Here is a 16,927-nt window from a genome sequence, read left to right as displayed (position 1 = left end):
TTCTCTTGTCTAATAAAACCGATGCGGCTAAACTACTTTGGGCGGATCTAGGATGATCTGCTGACTCAAAAACTGGAATTACTACTAGACTGGGCTTTTCCAGTTATCATATAAAATTCATTGACTTAATCGAGCTCCCAGTTCATACGCACCTTTCAAATCTGTCGGAAAGCACATTTCATGAACGCTTTTCTTTTCATTCTCGTTAAAACCACTCATATCAAATTTTGAATAGTCTTTCACTTGAAGAGTGTTATAAACTGGATATAGGTAAACCTCTCCATTTAAAGCCTTTAGTTCATTTGCATATGTTTCAAGCTGTTCCTTATACAATTTTTCATAGAACTCTTTCGTAGCATTCATTGTCAAAAACATTCCGACATTAACTTTTCCTTTAAAATAGTTACTGTAGTCATCGTAGGACAGAGCACAAAAATGCAATCGTTCTAAGAAGGCAAAATATTGACTAGTCGGCCTGCCCAGATAGATTGGTGTTCCAATCAGAAGTGTATCTGCTGAAAAAAACTTATCAATTACAGGTGAAATGTGAATAGGCTACACTAAGTTAGACAGTAAAATTAAGGTCTAGTAGAATGAAATAAAAGAACCTGAAATGGAGAGAATCTACCATGACTGAAAAAAGAGTACGCAGAACGTTTACGCCAGAACTTAAAAGCCAAGTAGTATGACTTTATGAAAGCGGAAAACCACGTGCAGACATTATACGTGAATATGATCTTACAGCCTCTGCATTTGATAAATGGGTGAAACAAAGCCAAGCTTCTGGCTCTTTCAAAGAAAATCAACGTCTAATGATGGAGAATGATAGTTTAAAGCAAGCCGCGCTGATCATGGGACGAAAGTAGATGTAATCCGTAATAACGTTCACAAATACTCGGTATCAGCAATGTGCGAAGTCCTTGGAATCGCTAGAAGTACCTACTATTATGAATCCAAAAAAGAACCAGAGAACGACTCTTTAAATAAAGAGATTATCAAAGTCTTTAAAGAAAGCCGTCATAATTATGGGACGAGAAAAATTAAAATTGAACTTGAATAGAAAGGGCTAATAGTTTCTAGAAGACGAATCGGTCGAATCATTAAAGCAGAAGGCCTCGTATCAAGTTACACAGTCGCTCAATTCAAGCCATTCAAGTCCAAAGTAAATGAAGTGCCAGTAAAAAACATTCTTAATAGAGCTTTTGATTACCAGGCAGAACTAGCTGTTGTCGTTAGCGATTTAACCTATGTACGTGTAAATGTAAAAGGGCAAGAAATTTTTAATCGTTTCACCTTTGATTCTTGGTCAACCGAAAAAAATTGGACTTTTTAGAAATGGCCATTGAATTAAGGGTTAAATATCTGCTTGAGCAAATTAATCCTCAATTTATAGCCAGTGCTAATGTTGTTAATCTCGTCTGAAATTACTGCTGCAATGTCAACAAGAGCTTACGTCGTTAAAAAAACCTATGAGCTGAGTTCTAGTGAATTCAGACAGGAGCTACTCAGAATTGAAGCCCTATTCTTCGGAGCACTCGAAACTTAATAATATTTTTGAAAACAGAAAACGACGAGTACACAGTATAAAAACGGTTGTGTGCTCGTCGTTTGTTTTAATTTTATTTTGGATGAATGGTCTGTCCTTATTCTCAATGTATTTTATTGATCTTAGTAAGAAGAAGGGCCATGTTCAGAGGCCAATATGCCATAAACGTAACTATCCGTCCACTCATATTGACTCCAATAATTTTGAAAAAAGTGGGGGTCTTGTCACATAGGCGCTCGCTAACAAAGTTTATAGAGTCTAAGTTTCTTGCATCTAATTCCACTTGGATCCGGTGAATGGGATGTTCTGAGAACCGATATTCAATGATGTGCTTTATAACTTCACTATCGTATCTTTTTACTGAGTAAGAGGATTAAAAAAAATCAATCTCAATTGTCTCTTTCATACCGATGTTGCAAACAGAAACATCGCTAGCAACTTTCTCCTCAAGTATTCATGCTATATTCAATTAAATAAACTCCAACTTTTGGGGTTCAATACACCCTTCCTCAAATTCGTACTCACACATTCTTGGAAACCATTTATCATAAGGTGTTTTTATTTCTAATGCTCCATGTAAATCACGATCGAGTAAGGTTGGTCGTTGATTTTTACTAATTCGTCCATACGAATTACCCCCTGTAATATAGTCAGAGGAAAGTTCCTCTACCTAATAGCCACAGGAGGTAATGATTGTTGAGGATTTTGAAAAAATTAATTTTGAATTCTGATTATCATACGGAATTTGTGTATGTTAAAATGGAATCGAAGACTGATTCAATAATAGTGGTCAATTCAACTAACGGGCCATTATCTGGAATAACGCATTGTGCAATATATTGTGTGGAGAGTCAATTTTTAATAGTGATCCTACTTTTTTAGGCATGAAATGTCGGGTAAATAGTATCTAATCTGTATTAAAGTAGGAATTGAAAGGGAGAAAACCATGGATTGGTTAGAAAGAATGAATAATGCATTGGACTACATTGAAAATAGTTTAGATGAAGAAATAGACTACAAAGAGATTGCAAAAGCAGCTAATTGCTCCGAGTTTCATTTTTCAAGAATGTTTTCTTCAATTTCAGGGGTATCGCTTTCAGAATATATTAGAAGAAGGCGATTAACTCTTGCAGCATTTGAGATTCAAAAAAGTGATATTCGAATCATTGATGTGGCAATTAAATACGGTTATGTTTCTTCTGATACTTTTTCACGTGCTTTTCAAAAAATGCATGGAATAAGCCCCTCCAATGCTCGTAATAAAGGGGTACAGTTAAAAGCCTTTCCGAGAATTTCCTTTCAAATTTCTATTAAAGGAGATACCGAGATGGAGTACAGAATTGAAGACCTTGATTTTGAAATAAGAATTGTAGGAAAAAGCAAGCCAGTAAAAACAAGTAGAGCATTTAAAACAATCCCTACACTCTGGAATACTGCAAAAAAAGAAGGGTTTATGCAAGAACTAAAGGACATGTCATGGGAAAATCCAAAATGTACGCTTGAAAGCCTTTTGGGGGTTTGTGGAAAGGAAGCTGCTATAACAGATGAAGAGTTTTCCTACTTTATGGGGGTAAGATACGATGGGGTTCCACCTTCAGATATGGAAACGCTTATTATTCCTGCAAGTACATGGGCAGTTTTTCCAAATATAGTAGATGCATGGAAACGTTTATATTCTGAGTGGGTTCCAACATCTGAGTATGAACTTGCAAATTTACCGTGTATCGAATGTTATTATGGTCCGAAGCATAAACCAAGACATGAACTTTGGGTTCCTGTTATCCCTAAGTAAAATGCATATTCCATTATCGGGTGATTGTGGAACAAACAGGATAGCACTTACTAGTTATAAAATAAGTGCTATCCTATCTTCGTTATTTAACATTTGAAGGTCTGTTAACCTCATTCCACAAGTTAATCCGAATACCCAATTATATATAACTTAATCTTTTTTATAAAACTGACACTCATAGCTGTCAGAACTAAGTAACAGACCATTTGCCCAGATTGGTATCCTAGCCATCTGCTCACAGATAGCAGAAAGTGACATTCCCATATCTGCCCTGATGATAATTTCACCGTGCACATGGGCCACAATGGAACAATTCTTTAACGTCTGCATGGCGTGGCACAAAATGTCACGACTGATTGCCTGGACAATATTCTCTACAAATTTTGGACCGTAGCTTTCGATTCTTTCCCACTTTTTCGTCCCACCGATACCTAAGCTGACCCCCAAAGGTTCTCTGTCAAATCGTGTTGGTGAACGTATAATAGTCAAAGTGAGAATTAAATTCTCACTTTGGCTTTTTTTTGTCTAGCTTGTTCGTCTTGATAGCGTAATCCCTTGGGCTCAAAATGATTGATAGTCAAGCGGAAACTGACCAGAATGTGCGCACGGAGATTCGTGTAATTACGATAACCAAACCCAGATCGCTTTATGGTCTTAATTTTATTGTTAATCCCTTCAATGGCGCCATTAGAAAGGGTATAAAAACAGGCATTGCTAATACCCACTCGATGTGTCACTAACGTTTGGACGGTGGTACGGATCTTTCTTGGTAATATCTGTTGTCTAGTGTCTTCTAAAATCGTGCTAAATTGTTCAAAATCATGCTGATAAAGGGCGAAATTGAGATGATTGACTAACATGTAAACCTGACGCAACTGTGGATCAAGGGACAATAAATAATCAACCATCATCTTTTCAGTCATCAGACCGTCATAAAGACGATGGGTTCGGTAATCACTCACATTTAATTCCCAGTCATTTTTTAAAAGCAACTGCCATTGTTTCTTTAACTTACGGTAATCCCTCGGGCGTTTACTGTAGAGATTATTCATCACACGAATACGATGTGTATTGAGTGCGCGATTGAGATGCTGCACGATATGAAAGCGATCAATGACAATTTGGGCGTTTGGAAAACACGTTTTTACCACTGCCATATAAGGCGAATACATGTCCATCGTGACCGTCTTCACGCTATAACGAGACTCTTTTGGATACCGTAAAAAATAATCAATGAGATGATCTTTTCTTCTGTCTTCAACGACATCCATTAACCGATGGTTTTGAGCATCAATAAATAGAAAACTCATCGCACCTGAGACAGCTCCAACTGACTTAAATTCATCAATAGAGAGATGTTGAGGCAAGTAGAGATGCTTAGAAGCTAGCGGTTTCGCAACCTGTCTAAGCACACGAATAACAGTACTCGTCGAAACAGACAAGTGCTGAGCTACCAATGTCATGGACTGTATTTCACGCAGCTCCATCGCAATAGTTTGTTTAATAATAGTGGAGATAAAACAATGGCGTTCAACCAGAGTTGTTTCAGCGATAAAAGTCTGATGACAATGCTTGCACAAGAAACGTTGTTTCTTTAGGCGTAGAAGAAGTGGCTGAAAATTGATGTGCGTCAGCTTAATGGTCGATTCTTTTGTTCCATTCTTGATTATATCTTGATGAGATTGATTTAAAACACCACAATTGACGCAACAACGCGGTGTATAGGTCAATTTCCCCTGTATAATCATATGATTGATTTGGTTTAGTTTTTCAAATTCTACAGGAATATCTTCTAAAATAATATTTGGGTCTTTTATTCCGAACATTTTTTTAATACAATGAATTTGGGTCATGTGAATCCTCCTATTATTTGGTGTGGTAACTTAATTATAGGGGTTCACTGACCTTTTTTGTGTTTAAAAATAGAAAAAGATGTTAGTGAATCATTTCGATTCACCAACACCATATATTATAGAACCATAAAATTTCTTCCTCTTTATTAAATGCAGAATTGTATAAATTTAAAGTACTCGATTTGCTTTTATCAAAAGTGACTATCATTTTCTTTTTAGGAGTTGTTGTGGAAATAGTAGTATCAATTAGTAATAATTCTTTTGGATAAAACTTATTTTTATTAATCTCAAAATAATTGCCATTTTCAAAATTATCAAACCAAACATTAGGTATACACTCAACAATCTTTGAATCTTCATTTACACAACATTTTAAACTTTTAAAAAAATATCCGCCATATTACTTTTTTAATCTCTGTTCATGATTAAAACAAAGTCTACTTCCTTTAAATTTGCTATCTCATAAAATGTTAAAAAATTTGATTTGGGAAATTGAAGTTGATAGAGTTTTTTTACTGTTTCATCAACCATGGCATAATTTACTTTTGCCAAATTATAGTCTCGAATATCCTTAATTAAGTTCGGTGAAGGATTTATAATTCATCAACGAAAAAGATGTTGACCAGTTCCCACCTACTACCTATTAATTATTGGATATCATTCCCAATCTCAACCGTTTCCAAACCAATTATTCTAAAAAATCAGCCTCTTGAATATGGTATACACATTCAAAAAGCTGATATAGCAACATATTACCCTTTTACCTTTTCCATCAATACCACACACTCAACGTGTTTTGAGATGAAGTCATAGCTGTCAAAGGGCAATTTCCATTTTCCTTTTTTACTAAATTCCCTTTGAGGGAAGATATCTACTGTGGGCTTTCGTATGAGAGAAGATATCATTGTTCCCTCTTAGCTATCAGGCAGTTCCTCCAGAATATTAATTGCTTTGTACACCTTCCCACAACTTGTGCATTTCCAATTGCTATTGCTTTTCTTCGCTTTTTTATGCATGTAATCCAACATGCCTCCACAGAGTGGACATGGCTGTGGTTCTTCTGCCCAGAGACTTTTTAGAAATCGAACTGCCTCATCTCTAGTTTCTAAGTGAAGTACTTTCAAAATATCATTTTTCATATCTCATCCTTATAATTTTCTATTTTACATACTCAAAGCAGCTCATAACTAGTGTTAATATAATGTTTTTCAAAACTTCTTCCTTATTACTTTAACCAATCAAATCTACTCATCCTAATCCTCTTCAGGAACATCAATGCCAAATAGTCTCTGGAACTTATCAAAGTTATAAGGGTAAGAGTTATCGCCATCAAATCTTACCGGCCTCTGGCCATTGTTGTATTAAAATTCCAACTCCCATTGGGTACCATCACAAACCGTGTATCCGTTGCGTTCATCTCCTTGGACAAATTCTGCGCCTTCCATTCTAAGAGGTTCCGTGGGATAATTCCATTTGCCAGAATGTTTGGCAGTTCCGCTGCAGGATATAGTGAATTAATTCGGTGACCCCTCAGCTTTTCAGGAAATCTATCTCTTTCATGCAATTCCCTCTTCTTATTTACTCGACTTCAAGTTATCAACGTTATGTCTTTTCTCTTTTTTCAGATGGTTCAATCATTTTAGTCGTGCAAAAACAAAGTCACATTAACTGTATCTCCGCCGCTTTTACCTATTGCATCTCTAATTTTTTTATTGATTGAGATTATCTTATCCTCATTTTTTCTTGGAGCCAAATTGATGCTTTTTATTTCATAACCATCAATAGTCCCAGATACCTTTAAATAACCCCATTTACCTTCAATATTAGCTGTGCCAGGAATTCTAAGGTGATATGTCCACGCCCCAAATCCTTTTTTATATTCCAATTTGAGTTCTTGATTATCAATTATTTTTATCATTTTGATTTCAGCTCCTTTGAGGCTAATATAATTATTCTTTCAAAACATCGGATTTACTCATTCTCATCTTCCTCAATAGCATCAATGCCAAATAGCATCTGGAACTTATCGAAGTTATAGGGGTATGAGTTGTCACCATTAAATCTTACTGGCTTATGGCCATTATTATATTCAAACTCCAGCTCCCATTGAGTACCGTCACATACGATGTATCCGAAGCGTTCAGTTGAATATCGTCTGCGCCATTCACCAATATGAAAATCCTTAAGCGCGTCGATAAAAGTGTCTTTTGTGAAGGGCTCTTCATTATGCTCATCCCATAAAGAGAGTGGTTCTTCACCTCCCCATAATTTAGTGTAGGCTTTCAATCCATCTGTCAGTTCTACAACATAGGTGGTGGAATCATCTTCGTTTGCACGGTACACTTGGCTACGAGACACCCATTCATATCCGTTATCAGAGATTGGCGCAGCAAACCCTTGACAATGAGCATGGTCATGATAGCGAAAGCGAGGCAGCGTAATTCCCAATTGAGCTTCTGCCGTTGAAATTCATGACCATGGAGGCTCGTTGTCAAGGGCAATCGGAACAAAGTGCAAGAATTCTATATACACCTTATAAAATTTGTCAAAATAAGTGTTGCCATTTCAAAGCTCTATAAGTAATGGTAAGTGTACCTGTAATCACGTGCTGACTACTTTCATCATAAGTTTGATCATTTTCCTATCCAACCTAACACCCTTACTCTTATTGACTAGTTCCCACAGACATACCCCTGCTTGCATAATAAAAAAGAGTCACTTAATCTTTGAACTAAGTTTACTCCTTTTAATATTAGTGAAAGTTCTTATGTGGTCCATCAAGAACATTATAACATCAAGATTTTAGTCTCTGACCTTTTGCATCAGCTACACTTCGTTACGCAGCGGAGGCTGTATATCGCTAAGCTCTAACAGCCTCAAGCAACACCACACACTCAACATTGGACGAGCCACCAAGCTTGATGTCTAGGGGCTTTTTATAGCTTCATACGTCTGCAGGAACAGGTCAACTAATTCACTAAATTTCGTAATCCTTTTCGTTTTATTTTCTGGCACTGTAAATTTAACTCTGTTTTCGCTTCATATTTTGGGTGGAAAAGTTTTAACTGTTGTTGAAATACTTTTCCAAATCAAACATCTGTCTTCAACTGATGTGACTGGATCAAGTTTGAACTCACCTTTAAATTTATACATGATATGCCCTAAAGGTCCTTTAACTTTAGCGAATACAATTCTTTTATGTTTTTGATTTTGAATCACTTCGTTTATGTGATTATCAATTTTATCTTCATGTACATTTTTTTCTCTAATTATTTTTCCATCTGGAGAAATCGAGTTATCCCACTCACCATTTGGAAATAACTTAGGAAACCAAATCATAACATCATCATAGTAGGGATGAGTAGTGCCACCCTTTTGATATCCTTTATAATTATGACCAAATACATTTGCAACATCTTTAGGTAAATTGTAAAATGAAGTGAGAGTTCAATAAAAAAATCCATAAGGAATTCCTGTATAATTAAAGTAACCAAACCAAAAAGTACAGGAGGACTCCTTATGAACTTTAATAAGTTTACCAATTCAATACGTAAAAAGAAAGAAAAACATCTAAAGTTTGAAGATCGATTAAAAATTGAAAACCCAATCAAAGCTAATCGTATATTACCAAAAAATAAACAAATAACGAGAAAAGAAATGGCTGAGATTATAGGTTGTGGTGTTTCTAGTCTATATCGAGAGTTACGCCGTGGGAAAGTGATTTTGAAAGACTCGGCATGGAAAGATTATCAGTCTTATTCAGCGAATGTTGCTCAAGAAGATTATGACCTTCAAGCAACGAGTAAGGGTCCTGAGTTAAAGATTCGAGATGATCATAAGTTCGTAGAGTATATTGAATCTAAATTACTAGAAGAAAAGTGGTCTCCAGATGCCATTATTATGGACTTAGAAAAGAATGGTAATCCTTTTGATACAGAAATCAGTACTCGAACTCTTTATTACTATATCGAGAATAATATGTTCTTAAATGTAGAAATAACTGATTTACCACGACGTGGTGAAATAAAAAAAAGAAAGAAAAGAAAGGTTAAGCCTCGACAGAAAGTGCCTTTCGGGAAAGATATTACACATCGTCCTAAAGAAGCCGAAGAACGACTAGAGACAGGTCATTGGGAGATGGACACTGTAGAGTCAGGAAAGAAGTTAGGCACTGCCTGCCTCCTTTACCCTAGTTGAACGGAAACATAGATCAACACTTATCTTTAAATTGAGGGCTCAGACTCAAAAAGAAGTGCACAGAGTATTGGATAATTTAGAGAAACAGCTAGGAACCGAAGATTTTTCAAATACATTTAAAACAATTACTGTGGATAATGGGACAGAATTTCTAGATTCAGAAACATTAGAAAAATCCATTAAAGAGAGTTCTAAGCCGCGAACAAATATTTACTATTGTCATCCATATGCTTCTTATGAAAGAGGAAGTAACGAACAGATGCACACATTGATTCGTCGATTCATTCCGAAAGGAAGTGCCATCAGTGAATATTCGAAGGAACGTGTATAAGAAATTCAAAACTGGATAAATAACTATCCTAGAAGAATACTAAAAGCAAATACTTCGATGCAGTTGTTAACTAGAGAATATATTCCAAGTGTTCAACAGATTTTTCAAGAATCTGCCTAAAAATGTTGTACAGGAAAAAGACTCTCACTTTAAGTTGCATTTAACAAGGGAATAACTGCACCGAGAAAAAATTGACAATGACAAATCATTATGAAACAATATACCGAAGGTGAGGTGGAGCATTTAAATACACTTGATTTTGATCCTTTGTTTGTTTAACTTTATAAAATGACAAATTGTGGATGGGGCTACTCTTTGTTCGCTGTTCACTTTTTTTATTTTAAAATCGAACGGCAGATGGTAATTTTTAACTATATTTGTTTGGAACATAATTTAATGATTTGACAACTGTAAAATGTTTTTATGCAATGCTAATGATCATATTAATATAAGTAAACTAACTTTCCCTTTTTCAAATAAATAGTTGGCAGATTATTAAGTGTATATTACATTAGGTAAAACAGACTAAATTGTGCAACCGATTCCATAGACTTTAGTTTTATATAAGTCAATTGGTTATCAAAAACTACGAAGACTTACACAAAAATATGTAAAGGAGGTGATTTTGATGAACAAACACTTTTTAAATGAAAAAGGTATAACACTTGTCGAACTACTGGCAGCCCTCTCTCTTTTTGCGATTGTAAGCGCATTAGTTATGACAGTCCTCTTTAACGTCTTTCGAAACAGTGAAAACATAAGTGATAACGCCCAATTACGTCAAGATGCCAATTTACTTGTCTCAACATTGAGAAGTCATTATAACCAAGACGATCTTGAAGAAGACAAATTTGAAGTAAGTCTAGAGAATGGCAACATTCTTTTAATTGACGGACAGGAAGTAAACTCGTCAATGACTAGTTCAATTGCTGAATTAAAACTAGAAAATGGTGAGAATTCAATATCAGCAGCAAATGACAGTATGATTGTTAAAGCTGATGGTACACCCTTGTCAATTGATTTAACGTTGAAAAATGAAGCTGGGCAAACTTATAGCATTTCCACGACGATCGAAAAACCAGCAGAACTAGAGATTGCATTGAAAGTTTTCAAGAAAATCAATAAACCCGATCCACCTCTTCCACCTCCACTTGTCAAAAAAGATTTTAAAGAAGGTGATTACGGTATAGATTATGACCGGGACACAAAATATGCTAAAGTTGATTCCAACCAATTTATTCCTGATGGATTTAAAGAGAATGTAACGATTACAGGAAACGTATGGTTTTCTGACGATCATCATAACGTCGTTGATTTGAAACATGATACAGCAGGATTTATTGTTACAAAAAACTTATTTGTCGACCCGCCTGAATTTAACGTCGATAATAAACACCCTATGAAAGTCGGTGGTGACGCTGTATTCAAAGGAAGACTAGAGCTCAAAGAGCAAGCGAAATTTATAGCTACAAATATTCATGCTGGTAGTGATAATAATGGTAGGGGGGTTGTGGTAGGTAATAAAACTCAATTAGAGGCTACAGGAAGTATCGTTGCCGATGGAAGTTTCGAAATAACGAGTCAAGTTACTGGTTTACTTTCTGAAATTGGGGGAAACCTCTTTGCTAACAAACTATTAGCTAGAGAGCATGCACGACTTAATATAGGTGAAAACCTTATAATTGATGGAAATCTTGAAATGTCTGGGTACAAACCACAAATAACCGTAGAAGAAAATGCTATAATCGGTGGTGATCTAATTTTAGGTGGAAACTCAAATTTAACGATTAAAGGAAATGCTATAATCGATGGTGCTCTAATTTTAGGTGGAAACTCAAATTTAAAAATTATAGGGGATTTGACGGTTAAAGGTGAAGTTAGACAAGATGACGATGGAAATAACGGAACTTTACACGTAGGAGGAAAAACCAACTTTTCAAAAGGAGAACCAGATTGGTTAAAGGATTATTAAGAAGTGCAGGTGTAGATCATGAAAATTGGAAAATCTGAAAAAGGCTTTACATTGATAGAAATATTAGCATCGATTTCGTTGATAACGATAATTATCATTGCCGTCTCTACAGCTTTTATTAATTATGCTAATTTCACAAAAATATTAGAGAATAAGCTCACTTCAGTACATGTTGCAGAAAAACTCGTCACTGAAATAAAAAACAATGGCGAGTTAGCCCAATTATTAAATGATACAGAGGAATGGGGTACTGATTGGGCTAAAGTTAATTTAACTAGTGTTCCAGCTTATGAACTTAATAATAGCCAATATAAACCGACTATTAGTATCTGCCAATCTACAGATAAAGAAAAGGAGTTAGGTTTATATCGAGTAAAAATTGACATTGCTGATGCAAGTGGGACCAATCAGGCAAGTTTATTCACATACTTTCATTTAACAGGAAGTGAAACGCAATGAATCGATTAAAAAATGAGAATGGCTCAACTTTAATTATCGTTTTGTTAGTTTTAGTGATATTCACTATTTCCGTTTCTTTGTTATCTTTTCAAATTAACAATATGTCCGCGCAATTTAAAAAAACAGAAGCAGTTATTGAAGCGAAGCATTTGGCAGATATGGGGGAAGAATATTACAAAGCCTATGTCAATAAAAAGGTTCAGGATGCCCCTGATTCAGTCGATTTAACATTTTTAAAGGATCAATTAAAGACTCCATTTATGTCCTCTGAAGAAGGTATGAAGATTGATTCGGAGTCTAATTCCAGCTTTAAAATTAGGCCCTTAGAGATTTCGAAGGTTGAGGGTGTCGATATATTTATTATTGAATATGAAATAATAGGTACTGTTGGAACAGAAGTAGCTGTTAATAATTCTAAAATTGAAATAAAGATAGAGACAGAAATAGTTATCAATTGAGGTTAATCGTGCTCAATTAAGGAGCCCATAAAAAAAGGTTGTGCAATAAATAGCGTCGGTGAGTAAAAATGATAACTCACTAACGCTATTTTATTTGACTGTCTATCGAAATAACTTCATTGACTAGAAAACACGAAACATTGACTGGGAGGTTACGCGGTGATTTCCACTCTAGGCGGACGCTTTCGGGCCTACAGGATGTAGGTCATGCAAGCGTCGTCACAAATGTTTTCGGTGGGACGAGTAACCGCAGTCCCACGACGTGACGGTTTTAGCTTGCCTTCCTTAAACTCAGCTAATTGATAAAAGCTTTCCAAGCTTTTATCACTGGATCTTCGGACACGATTGTTCCCGCTGGAGTCGCCGCCTGCCGTTCCAATCACTTAATTCAACTTCTTCAGTTATAGGTGACACGACAACCTAACCTGGTGCTATTCGTATTTTAACCACATTTACTATGATAAAATGAAGTCATTTGTCCAGAAGTAGTTATAGTATACTGTAATTCACTGTGCACATAGTTTCTGTTTACCAATAATTCGTCATGAACTTGATGATATGAAAATGACATTGCTTTAAGTTCTTTGTGCCGAAGAGAAGGTGGGATAGTGATTTGACGGTTGAATTTTAGATGAGATAAGGCGAGTCGATGAGCGTCAGCTTGATCTATTTTCATCTGTCTAAGTGTAGCTGTTTGGAAACTTGCTTCCAATGGGTCTAAGCAATAATAATCGAAGCCATTGGTTTCAAATAAATGTTCTAACGGTTTAGAATAGACACCTGTGGCTTCGAAAACTAACTCAACTTCATTTCTTTTTAAAAAAGGCAATAGTTCATTGAATGCCGTTGGATTATGAGGAATTTCACCTTCATAAATCAAATCTTGATTTTTATAAAGGACTATATAACTTTTTCCTTTACTTACATCAAATGCCATAATATACATGATTTTACCTCCTTTCGCTTAATCTGAAGTCTTCACTAAGATTTGTCTATCTATTTTCCTAAATTCGATCTTATAGACCAACATACTATAAACAAATTAAACAAAAATAGTGAAGTGGACCTGTTTGACATACGGATTTAAAACCCTTTGGTGTTGTCGGTCTCAAATACTTCACATCTACTATAAAAAAAATAGTAGTGTAATACCACCGTCGTGGATATTACACTACTAATCTTAGTATGTTTGACAAAGAACCTATAAACCCTGCTATATCAATACTTCAATTGCCGATGTAATTATTCCCTTGACATCAATACAACCGTCTCCACATGTTTTGAGATGAGTTTATAGCTGTCAAATTCATTGTTTCAAACCCCATTTTTATTAAGGCTCGTTCTTGGAAACATATCCAAGATTGACTGTCGTTTGCGGGAACAAATCAACCGCTAATAAATATCGGAGTAAGATTCTAAATCACTATCCAATCTTTTAACTCTTTCTATAAACCTAGATAACGCTCCTTTATCAAAGCATTCACATAAAGGAGCATATCAATTCGATTATCATCTCTGCACTACTTAAACATCTATTACTCATAAACACCATAAGCTTTATTTATATTTTGAATAAAAACGATCCCATTTCCTGGCTTATCAATTTCAAGTTTTTCTCGTATTGACGTTACAATGGCCTCAGTAATATCCTCTTTTGATAGGATAATAACTATTTCTTTTTCAGGTTCTATATCCATATTAAATAGTTTACTCGTTTCATTTACCCCCGAGCCTCTTGCATTAATTATTGTGCCACCCTTTGAGCCAGCAGCTTTTGCTGCTTCAATTACTTCCTCAGCTTTACCTCTATTAACAATGATTATAATATTTTGATACATTAGCTTATTAACACCTCTTCCTTCTTCGTTTTCTTCAGACTTATAACACCTAGATCCTACAATTTCACAAGCACTTGTGGTAAAGACAATACCATGATTTGGTTTTTCAAACTTGAATTCTTTGTTTAGTTCAACTAATGCATGGTCTGCAGTATGGTAATCTGTTCCCAATAAGACTATTTCCTTTCTTTCATCGTATAAAGATAAGAAATTTAACAGGGAATTATTTATAGTTCCCTTTCCAAGGAAAATGGTCCCACCAGAAATACCATGTTCTTTTGCCTTCTGTAATATCCTGCTACCCATTCCATAGTTAACAACTACATATATTAATTCAAAAATCGGTATACTGTTATAATTAGTCATCCCTCTTTTCAACTCCTTTTGTTTTTGATTTTATAGCAAACACCAAGCCCAAAGCTTCTAAGGTGATAATTGGTGTCATGGCAACCATCGCAATCATTCCAAAGCCATCAACCATTAGATCCGCCCCCTCAAAAGCATGTGCTGCCCCTTGTATAAATGCCAAAATAAAAGTTGCAGTTATAGGACCAGTAGCCACCCCACCAGCATCAAATGCAATTCCTACAAAGAGCTTTGGTATGAAAAACATCATTGACAGACATATGATGTACCCAGGTAGCAAGTAATGCCATAACTGTATCCCAGGCACTAATACACGTATAACCGATAAAGCCACGGCAAAACCAACTCCAATTGCCAGCGGAATTAGAACTGCTTTTCTCTTTACATAACCGCTTGTTACATCTTCAATCTGTTGAGTTAAAACATAAACAGCCGGTTCTGCTAAAATTGTTACAACCCCAAGAACAAAACCAATGATTATGATATAAGCTTTATTATCCAACAAAGCCAAATTATTACCAATGCTCGTTCCTACATCCATAAAACCTGCATTTACACCTATTAGGAATACAAGCAAACCTGTAAATGCAAATGCAAATCCCGTAAGTAGTTTTCGAAGTTCTTTTTTCTTTAGTTTAAAAGATATTTTCTGCAAAACTAATAATATTACTAGCAATGGTAAGATTGCCATAAAACTTTCTATTAAGTAATCAGGAATTATATCTATAAATGGTCTGATGATTGAATTTGAATCAGAAATTCCTGAATCAAGTGCAGCAGAGAACTCATTTGTTTTTGAAAATATGTCTAAGAGCAATACGGACATTATTGCACCAGTTGACGCGATGGCAACCAATCCGAAACTATCTTTTTCTGATGCCTTGCTATCCTTTTTTAGCTTTGATATACCCACTGATAAGGATAAAATAAATGGTACTGCTAGTATTCCTGTTGTTGATCCAGAAGCATCAAAAGATATCGCCAAGAATTCACGTGAAGCAAAAACTGCGAATCCAAAAATAATTAAATATAAAGCAAACAGCACTTTATATAAAGGAACATTGTAGAATATTCTTAAAAAACCTAATGCTAGCATTATTGCTAACCCTATTGACACAATAATAAGTATACTAATTCCTGATATTTGACCTGATGTCACTAGATTGACTTGATTTGCAAGAACCATTAAACCAGGCTCCGCAATTGATATAAAAAACCCAAGTATTAATCCTGCGATCAAAACAATCCATAGCTTGTTTGATTTAGCAAGTGATGTTCCTGTAAACCCTCCAAGCGGAGTAATACCAATGTCTACTCCTATCAAAAAAATGGTCAGACCCAATACCACAAAAAAAGAACCAATAAGAAATCGAATAATTAATATTGTGTCTATCGGAGAAACAGTAAAATTTAACACTAAAACCAATAATGTAATTGGAAGAACAGAAAATAGCACTTCTTTAAATTTTGAAACAATCACATTCAATGCAGTCATCCTTTCTTTATGCTAATTATGCTTCTATGATGTAAGCATCGCCTCACTTATAAATTTCAATTGTATTTTGTCTCATAATTATTTATGTAAATTTCAAGTTTAAGTTAGCCACTTGATATTAATTAATTCCTTGTGAAATTGTTAGTCGTTTCGCCTAGATAGTGAGGGCTTGATAATGAGCTGAGACATGATAGTCTTTTGACAAGCTGGCCTAGTCCAGCTTTCCAGCATTCAAGTCATGTCGAAGGAGGCTCGTTGTCAAGCCCTCACGGGTTAAGCCGCTTGCCGTTCTGACCTTAGCGCATGAACAAAACAGTCGTGTGGTGTTCTGTAGCCTAGTATTTTTCTTGGATAATCGTTCATCCATTGTTGTATACGTAAGCACTGAACGTCCGCGATTTGGCTGATGGGCTTCCCTTTAGGAATGAACCGTCGAATAAATTTGTGTTGATTCTCACTCGTGCCTCGTTCAAATGAGGCATAGGGGTGACTGAAATAGACATCCAGCGAGTCCTTCAGAGCGTCATGTGAATTCATCCTGTCTATTGAGAGTTAGTGGTAACTTCAATATAACATGAAATTCACATGGCGTTTTTTATGTTAGCTTAAGTGGCTAACTT

Annotated in this window: 13 protein-coding genes and 4 pseudogenes; 8 read left to right on the top strand and 9 right to left on the bottom strand. The window is 35.5% G+C overall.

The window, feature by feature from the left end; genetic code table 11:
- Positions 1-117 precede the first annotated feature (117 nt).
- On the bottom strand, positions 118-363 hold the full coding sequence (locus tag BW721_RS11895) for a hypothetical protein (protein ID WP_198031379.1): 246 nt from the start codon (positions 361-363) through the stop codon (positions 118-120).
- A 266-nt stretch (positions 364-629) separates the two neighbouring features.
- On the opposite strand from BW721_RS11895, the pseudogene BW721_RS12020 reads away from it, so the two are divergent.
- Positions 630-1,258 (top strand): annotated as a pseudogene (locus BW721_RS12020) (IS3 family transposase); the annotation flags it as partial.
- Positions 1,259-2,015: 757 nt separating this feature from the next.
- Here BW721_RS12020 and BW721_RS12305 read toward each other — a convergent pair.
- On the bottom strand, positions 2,016-2,108 hold the full coding sequence (locus BW721_RS12305; RefSeq protein ID WP_232222953.1) for an antA/AntB antirepressor family protein: 93 nt from the start codon (positions 2,106-2,108) through the stop codon (positions 2,016-2,018).
- Between the two features lie 384 nt (positions 2,109-2,492).
- Between BW721_RS12305 and BW721_RS01330 the strand changes: the two genes are divergently transcribed.
- Positions 2,493-3,338 carry an AraC family transcriptional regulator gene (locus tag BW721_RS01330; RefSeq protein ID WP_076765422.1) on the top strand — a complete coding sequence of 282 codons (846 nt, stop codon included), beginning with the start codon at positions 2,493-2,495 and terminating at the stop codon, positions 3,336-3,338.
- Positions 3,339-3,835: 497 nt separating this feature from the next.
- Here the strand turns inward: BW721_RS01330 and BW721_RS01320 are convergent, their stop codons facing one another.
- Positions 3,836-5,191 carry an ISL3 family transposase gene (locus tag BW721_RS01320; protein ID WP_076765420.1) on the bottom strand — a complete coding sequence of 452 codons (1,356 nt, stop codon included), beginning with the start codon at positions 5,189-5,191 and terminating at the stop codon, positions 3,836-3,838.
- A 1,639-nt stretch (positions 5,192-6,830) separates the two neighbouring features.
- Positions 6,831-7,109: a DUF1905 domain-containing protein gene (locus BW721_RS01305; protein ID WP_076765416.1), complete on the bottom strand. Its 279-nt coding sequence runs from the start codon at positions 7,107-7,109 to the stop codon at positions 6,831-6,833.
- 394 nt (positions 7,110-7,503) lie between these two features.
- Here BW721_RS01305 and BW721_RS11740 point away from each other — a divergent pair.
- Positions 7,504-7,632: pseudogene (locus tag BW721_RS11740) on the top strand (IS3 family transposase); the annotation flags it as partial.
- A gap of 598 nt (positions 7,633-8,230) precedes the next feature.
- Here BW721_RS11740 and BW721_RS01290 read toward each other — a convergent pair.
- Positions 8,231-8,551: pseudogene (locus tag BW721_RS01290) on the bottom strand (hypothetical protein); the annotation flags it as partial.
- A gap of 159 nt (positions 8,552-8,710) precedes the next feature.
- Between BW721_RS01290 and BW721_RS12150 the strand changes: the two are divergent.
- The 5 genes from BW721_RS12150 (at position 8,711) to BW721_RS01270 (ending at position 12,608) form a co-directional block, all read left to right on the top strand.
- The gene (locus BW721_RS12150) at positions 8,711-9,388 is read left to right on the top strand and encodes an IS30 family transposase (protein ID WP_083686745.1); all 678 of its coding nucleotides are present in this window, start codon (positions 8,711-8,713) and stop codon (positions 9,386-9,388) included.
- Positions 9,389-9,419: 31 nt separating this feature from the next.
- Entirely contained in the window at positions 9,420-9,719 is a 300-nt protein-coding gene (locus BW721_RS12145) for an IS30 family transposase (protein ID WP_250637834.1), read from the top strand.
- 628 nt (positions 9,720-10,347) lie between these two features.
- On the top strand, positions 10,348-11,691 hold the full coding sequence (locus BW721_RS01280; protein WP_076765410.1) for a prepilin-type N-terminal cleavage/methylation domain-containing protein: 1,344 nt from the start codon (positions 10,348-10,350) through the stop codon (positions 11,689-11,691).
- Positions 11,692-11,709: 18 nt separating this feature from the next.
- Positions 11,710-12,150, top strand: coding sequence for a prepilin-type N-terminal cleavage/methylation domain-containing protein (locus BW721_RS01275; protein WP_076765408.1), 441 nt, complete (start codon positions 11,710-11,712; stop codon positions 12,148-12,150).
- Positions 12,147-12,608 (top strand): hypothetical protein, encoded by a 462-nt coding sequence (locus BW721_RS01270; RefSeq protein ID WP_076765406.1) that lies wholly within the window; start codon positions 12,147-12,149, stop codon positions 12,606-12,608. The genes BW721_RS01275 and BW721_RS01270 overlap by 4 nt, the downstream gene beginning before the upstream one ends.
- A 442-nt stretch (positions 12,609-13,050) precedes the next feature.
- Here BW721_RS01270 and BW721_RS01260 read toward each other — a convergent pair whose 3' ends face one another.
- The 4 genes and pseudogenes from BW721_RS01260 to BW721_RS12300 form a co-directional block, all read right to left on the bottom strand.
- A complete protein-coding gene (locus tag BW721_RS01260; RefSeq protein WP_076765402.1) occupies positions 13,051-13,554 on the bottom strand; it encodes an IS110 family transposase in 504 nt (167 codons plus the stop codon).
- Between the two features lie 589 nt (positions 13,555-14,143).
- Positions 14,144-14,812 carry a P-II family nitrogen regulator gene (locus BW721_RS01255; RefSeq protein ID WP_076765400.1) on the bottom strand — a complete coding sequence of 223 codons (669 nt, stop codon included), beginning with the start codon at positions 14,810-14,812 and terminating at the stop codon, positions 14,144-14,146.
- On the bottom strand, positions 14,805-16,292 hold the full coding sequence (locus BW721_RS01250) for a DUF1538 domain-containing protein (protein ID WP_227004680.1): 1,488 nt from the start codon (positions 16,290-16,292) through the stop codon (positions 14,805-14,807). Before BW721_RS01250 ends, BW721_RS01255 begins: the two co-directional genes overlap by 8 nt.
- A 288-nt stretch (positions 16,293-16,580) precedes the next feature.
- A pseudogene (locus tag BW721_RS12300) lies at positions 16,581-16,835 on the bottom strand (transposase); the annotation flags it as partial.
- Positions 16,836-16,927: the final 92 nt, after the last annotated feature.

The sequence above is a fragment of the Jeotgalibaca sp. PTS2502 genome, assembly GCF_001975685.1.
GTDB lineage: Bacteria > Bacillota > Bacilli > Lactobacillales > Aerococcaceae > Jeotgalibaca > Jeotgalibaca arthritidis.
This window is presented reverse-complemented; position numbering and strand designations above follow the sequence as displayed.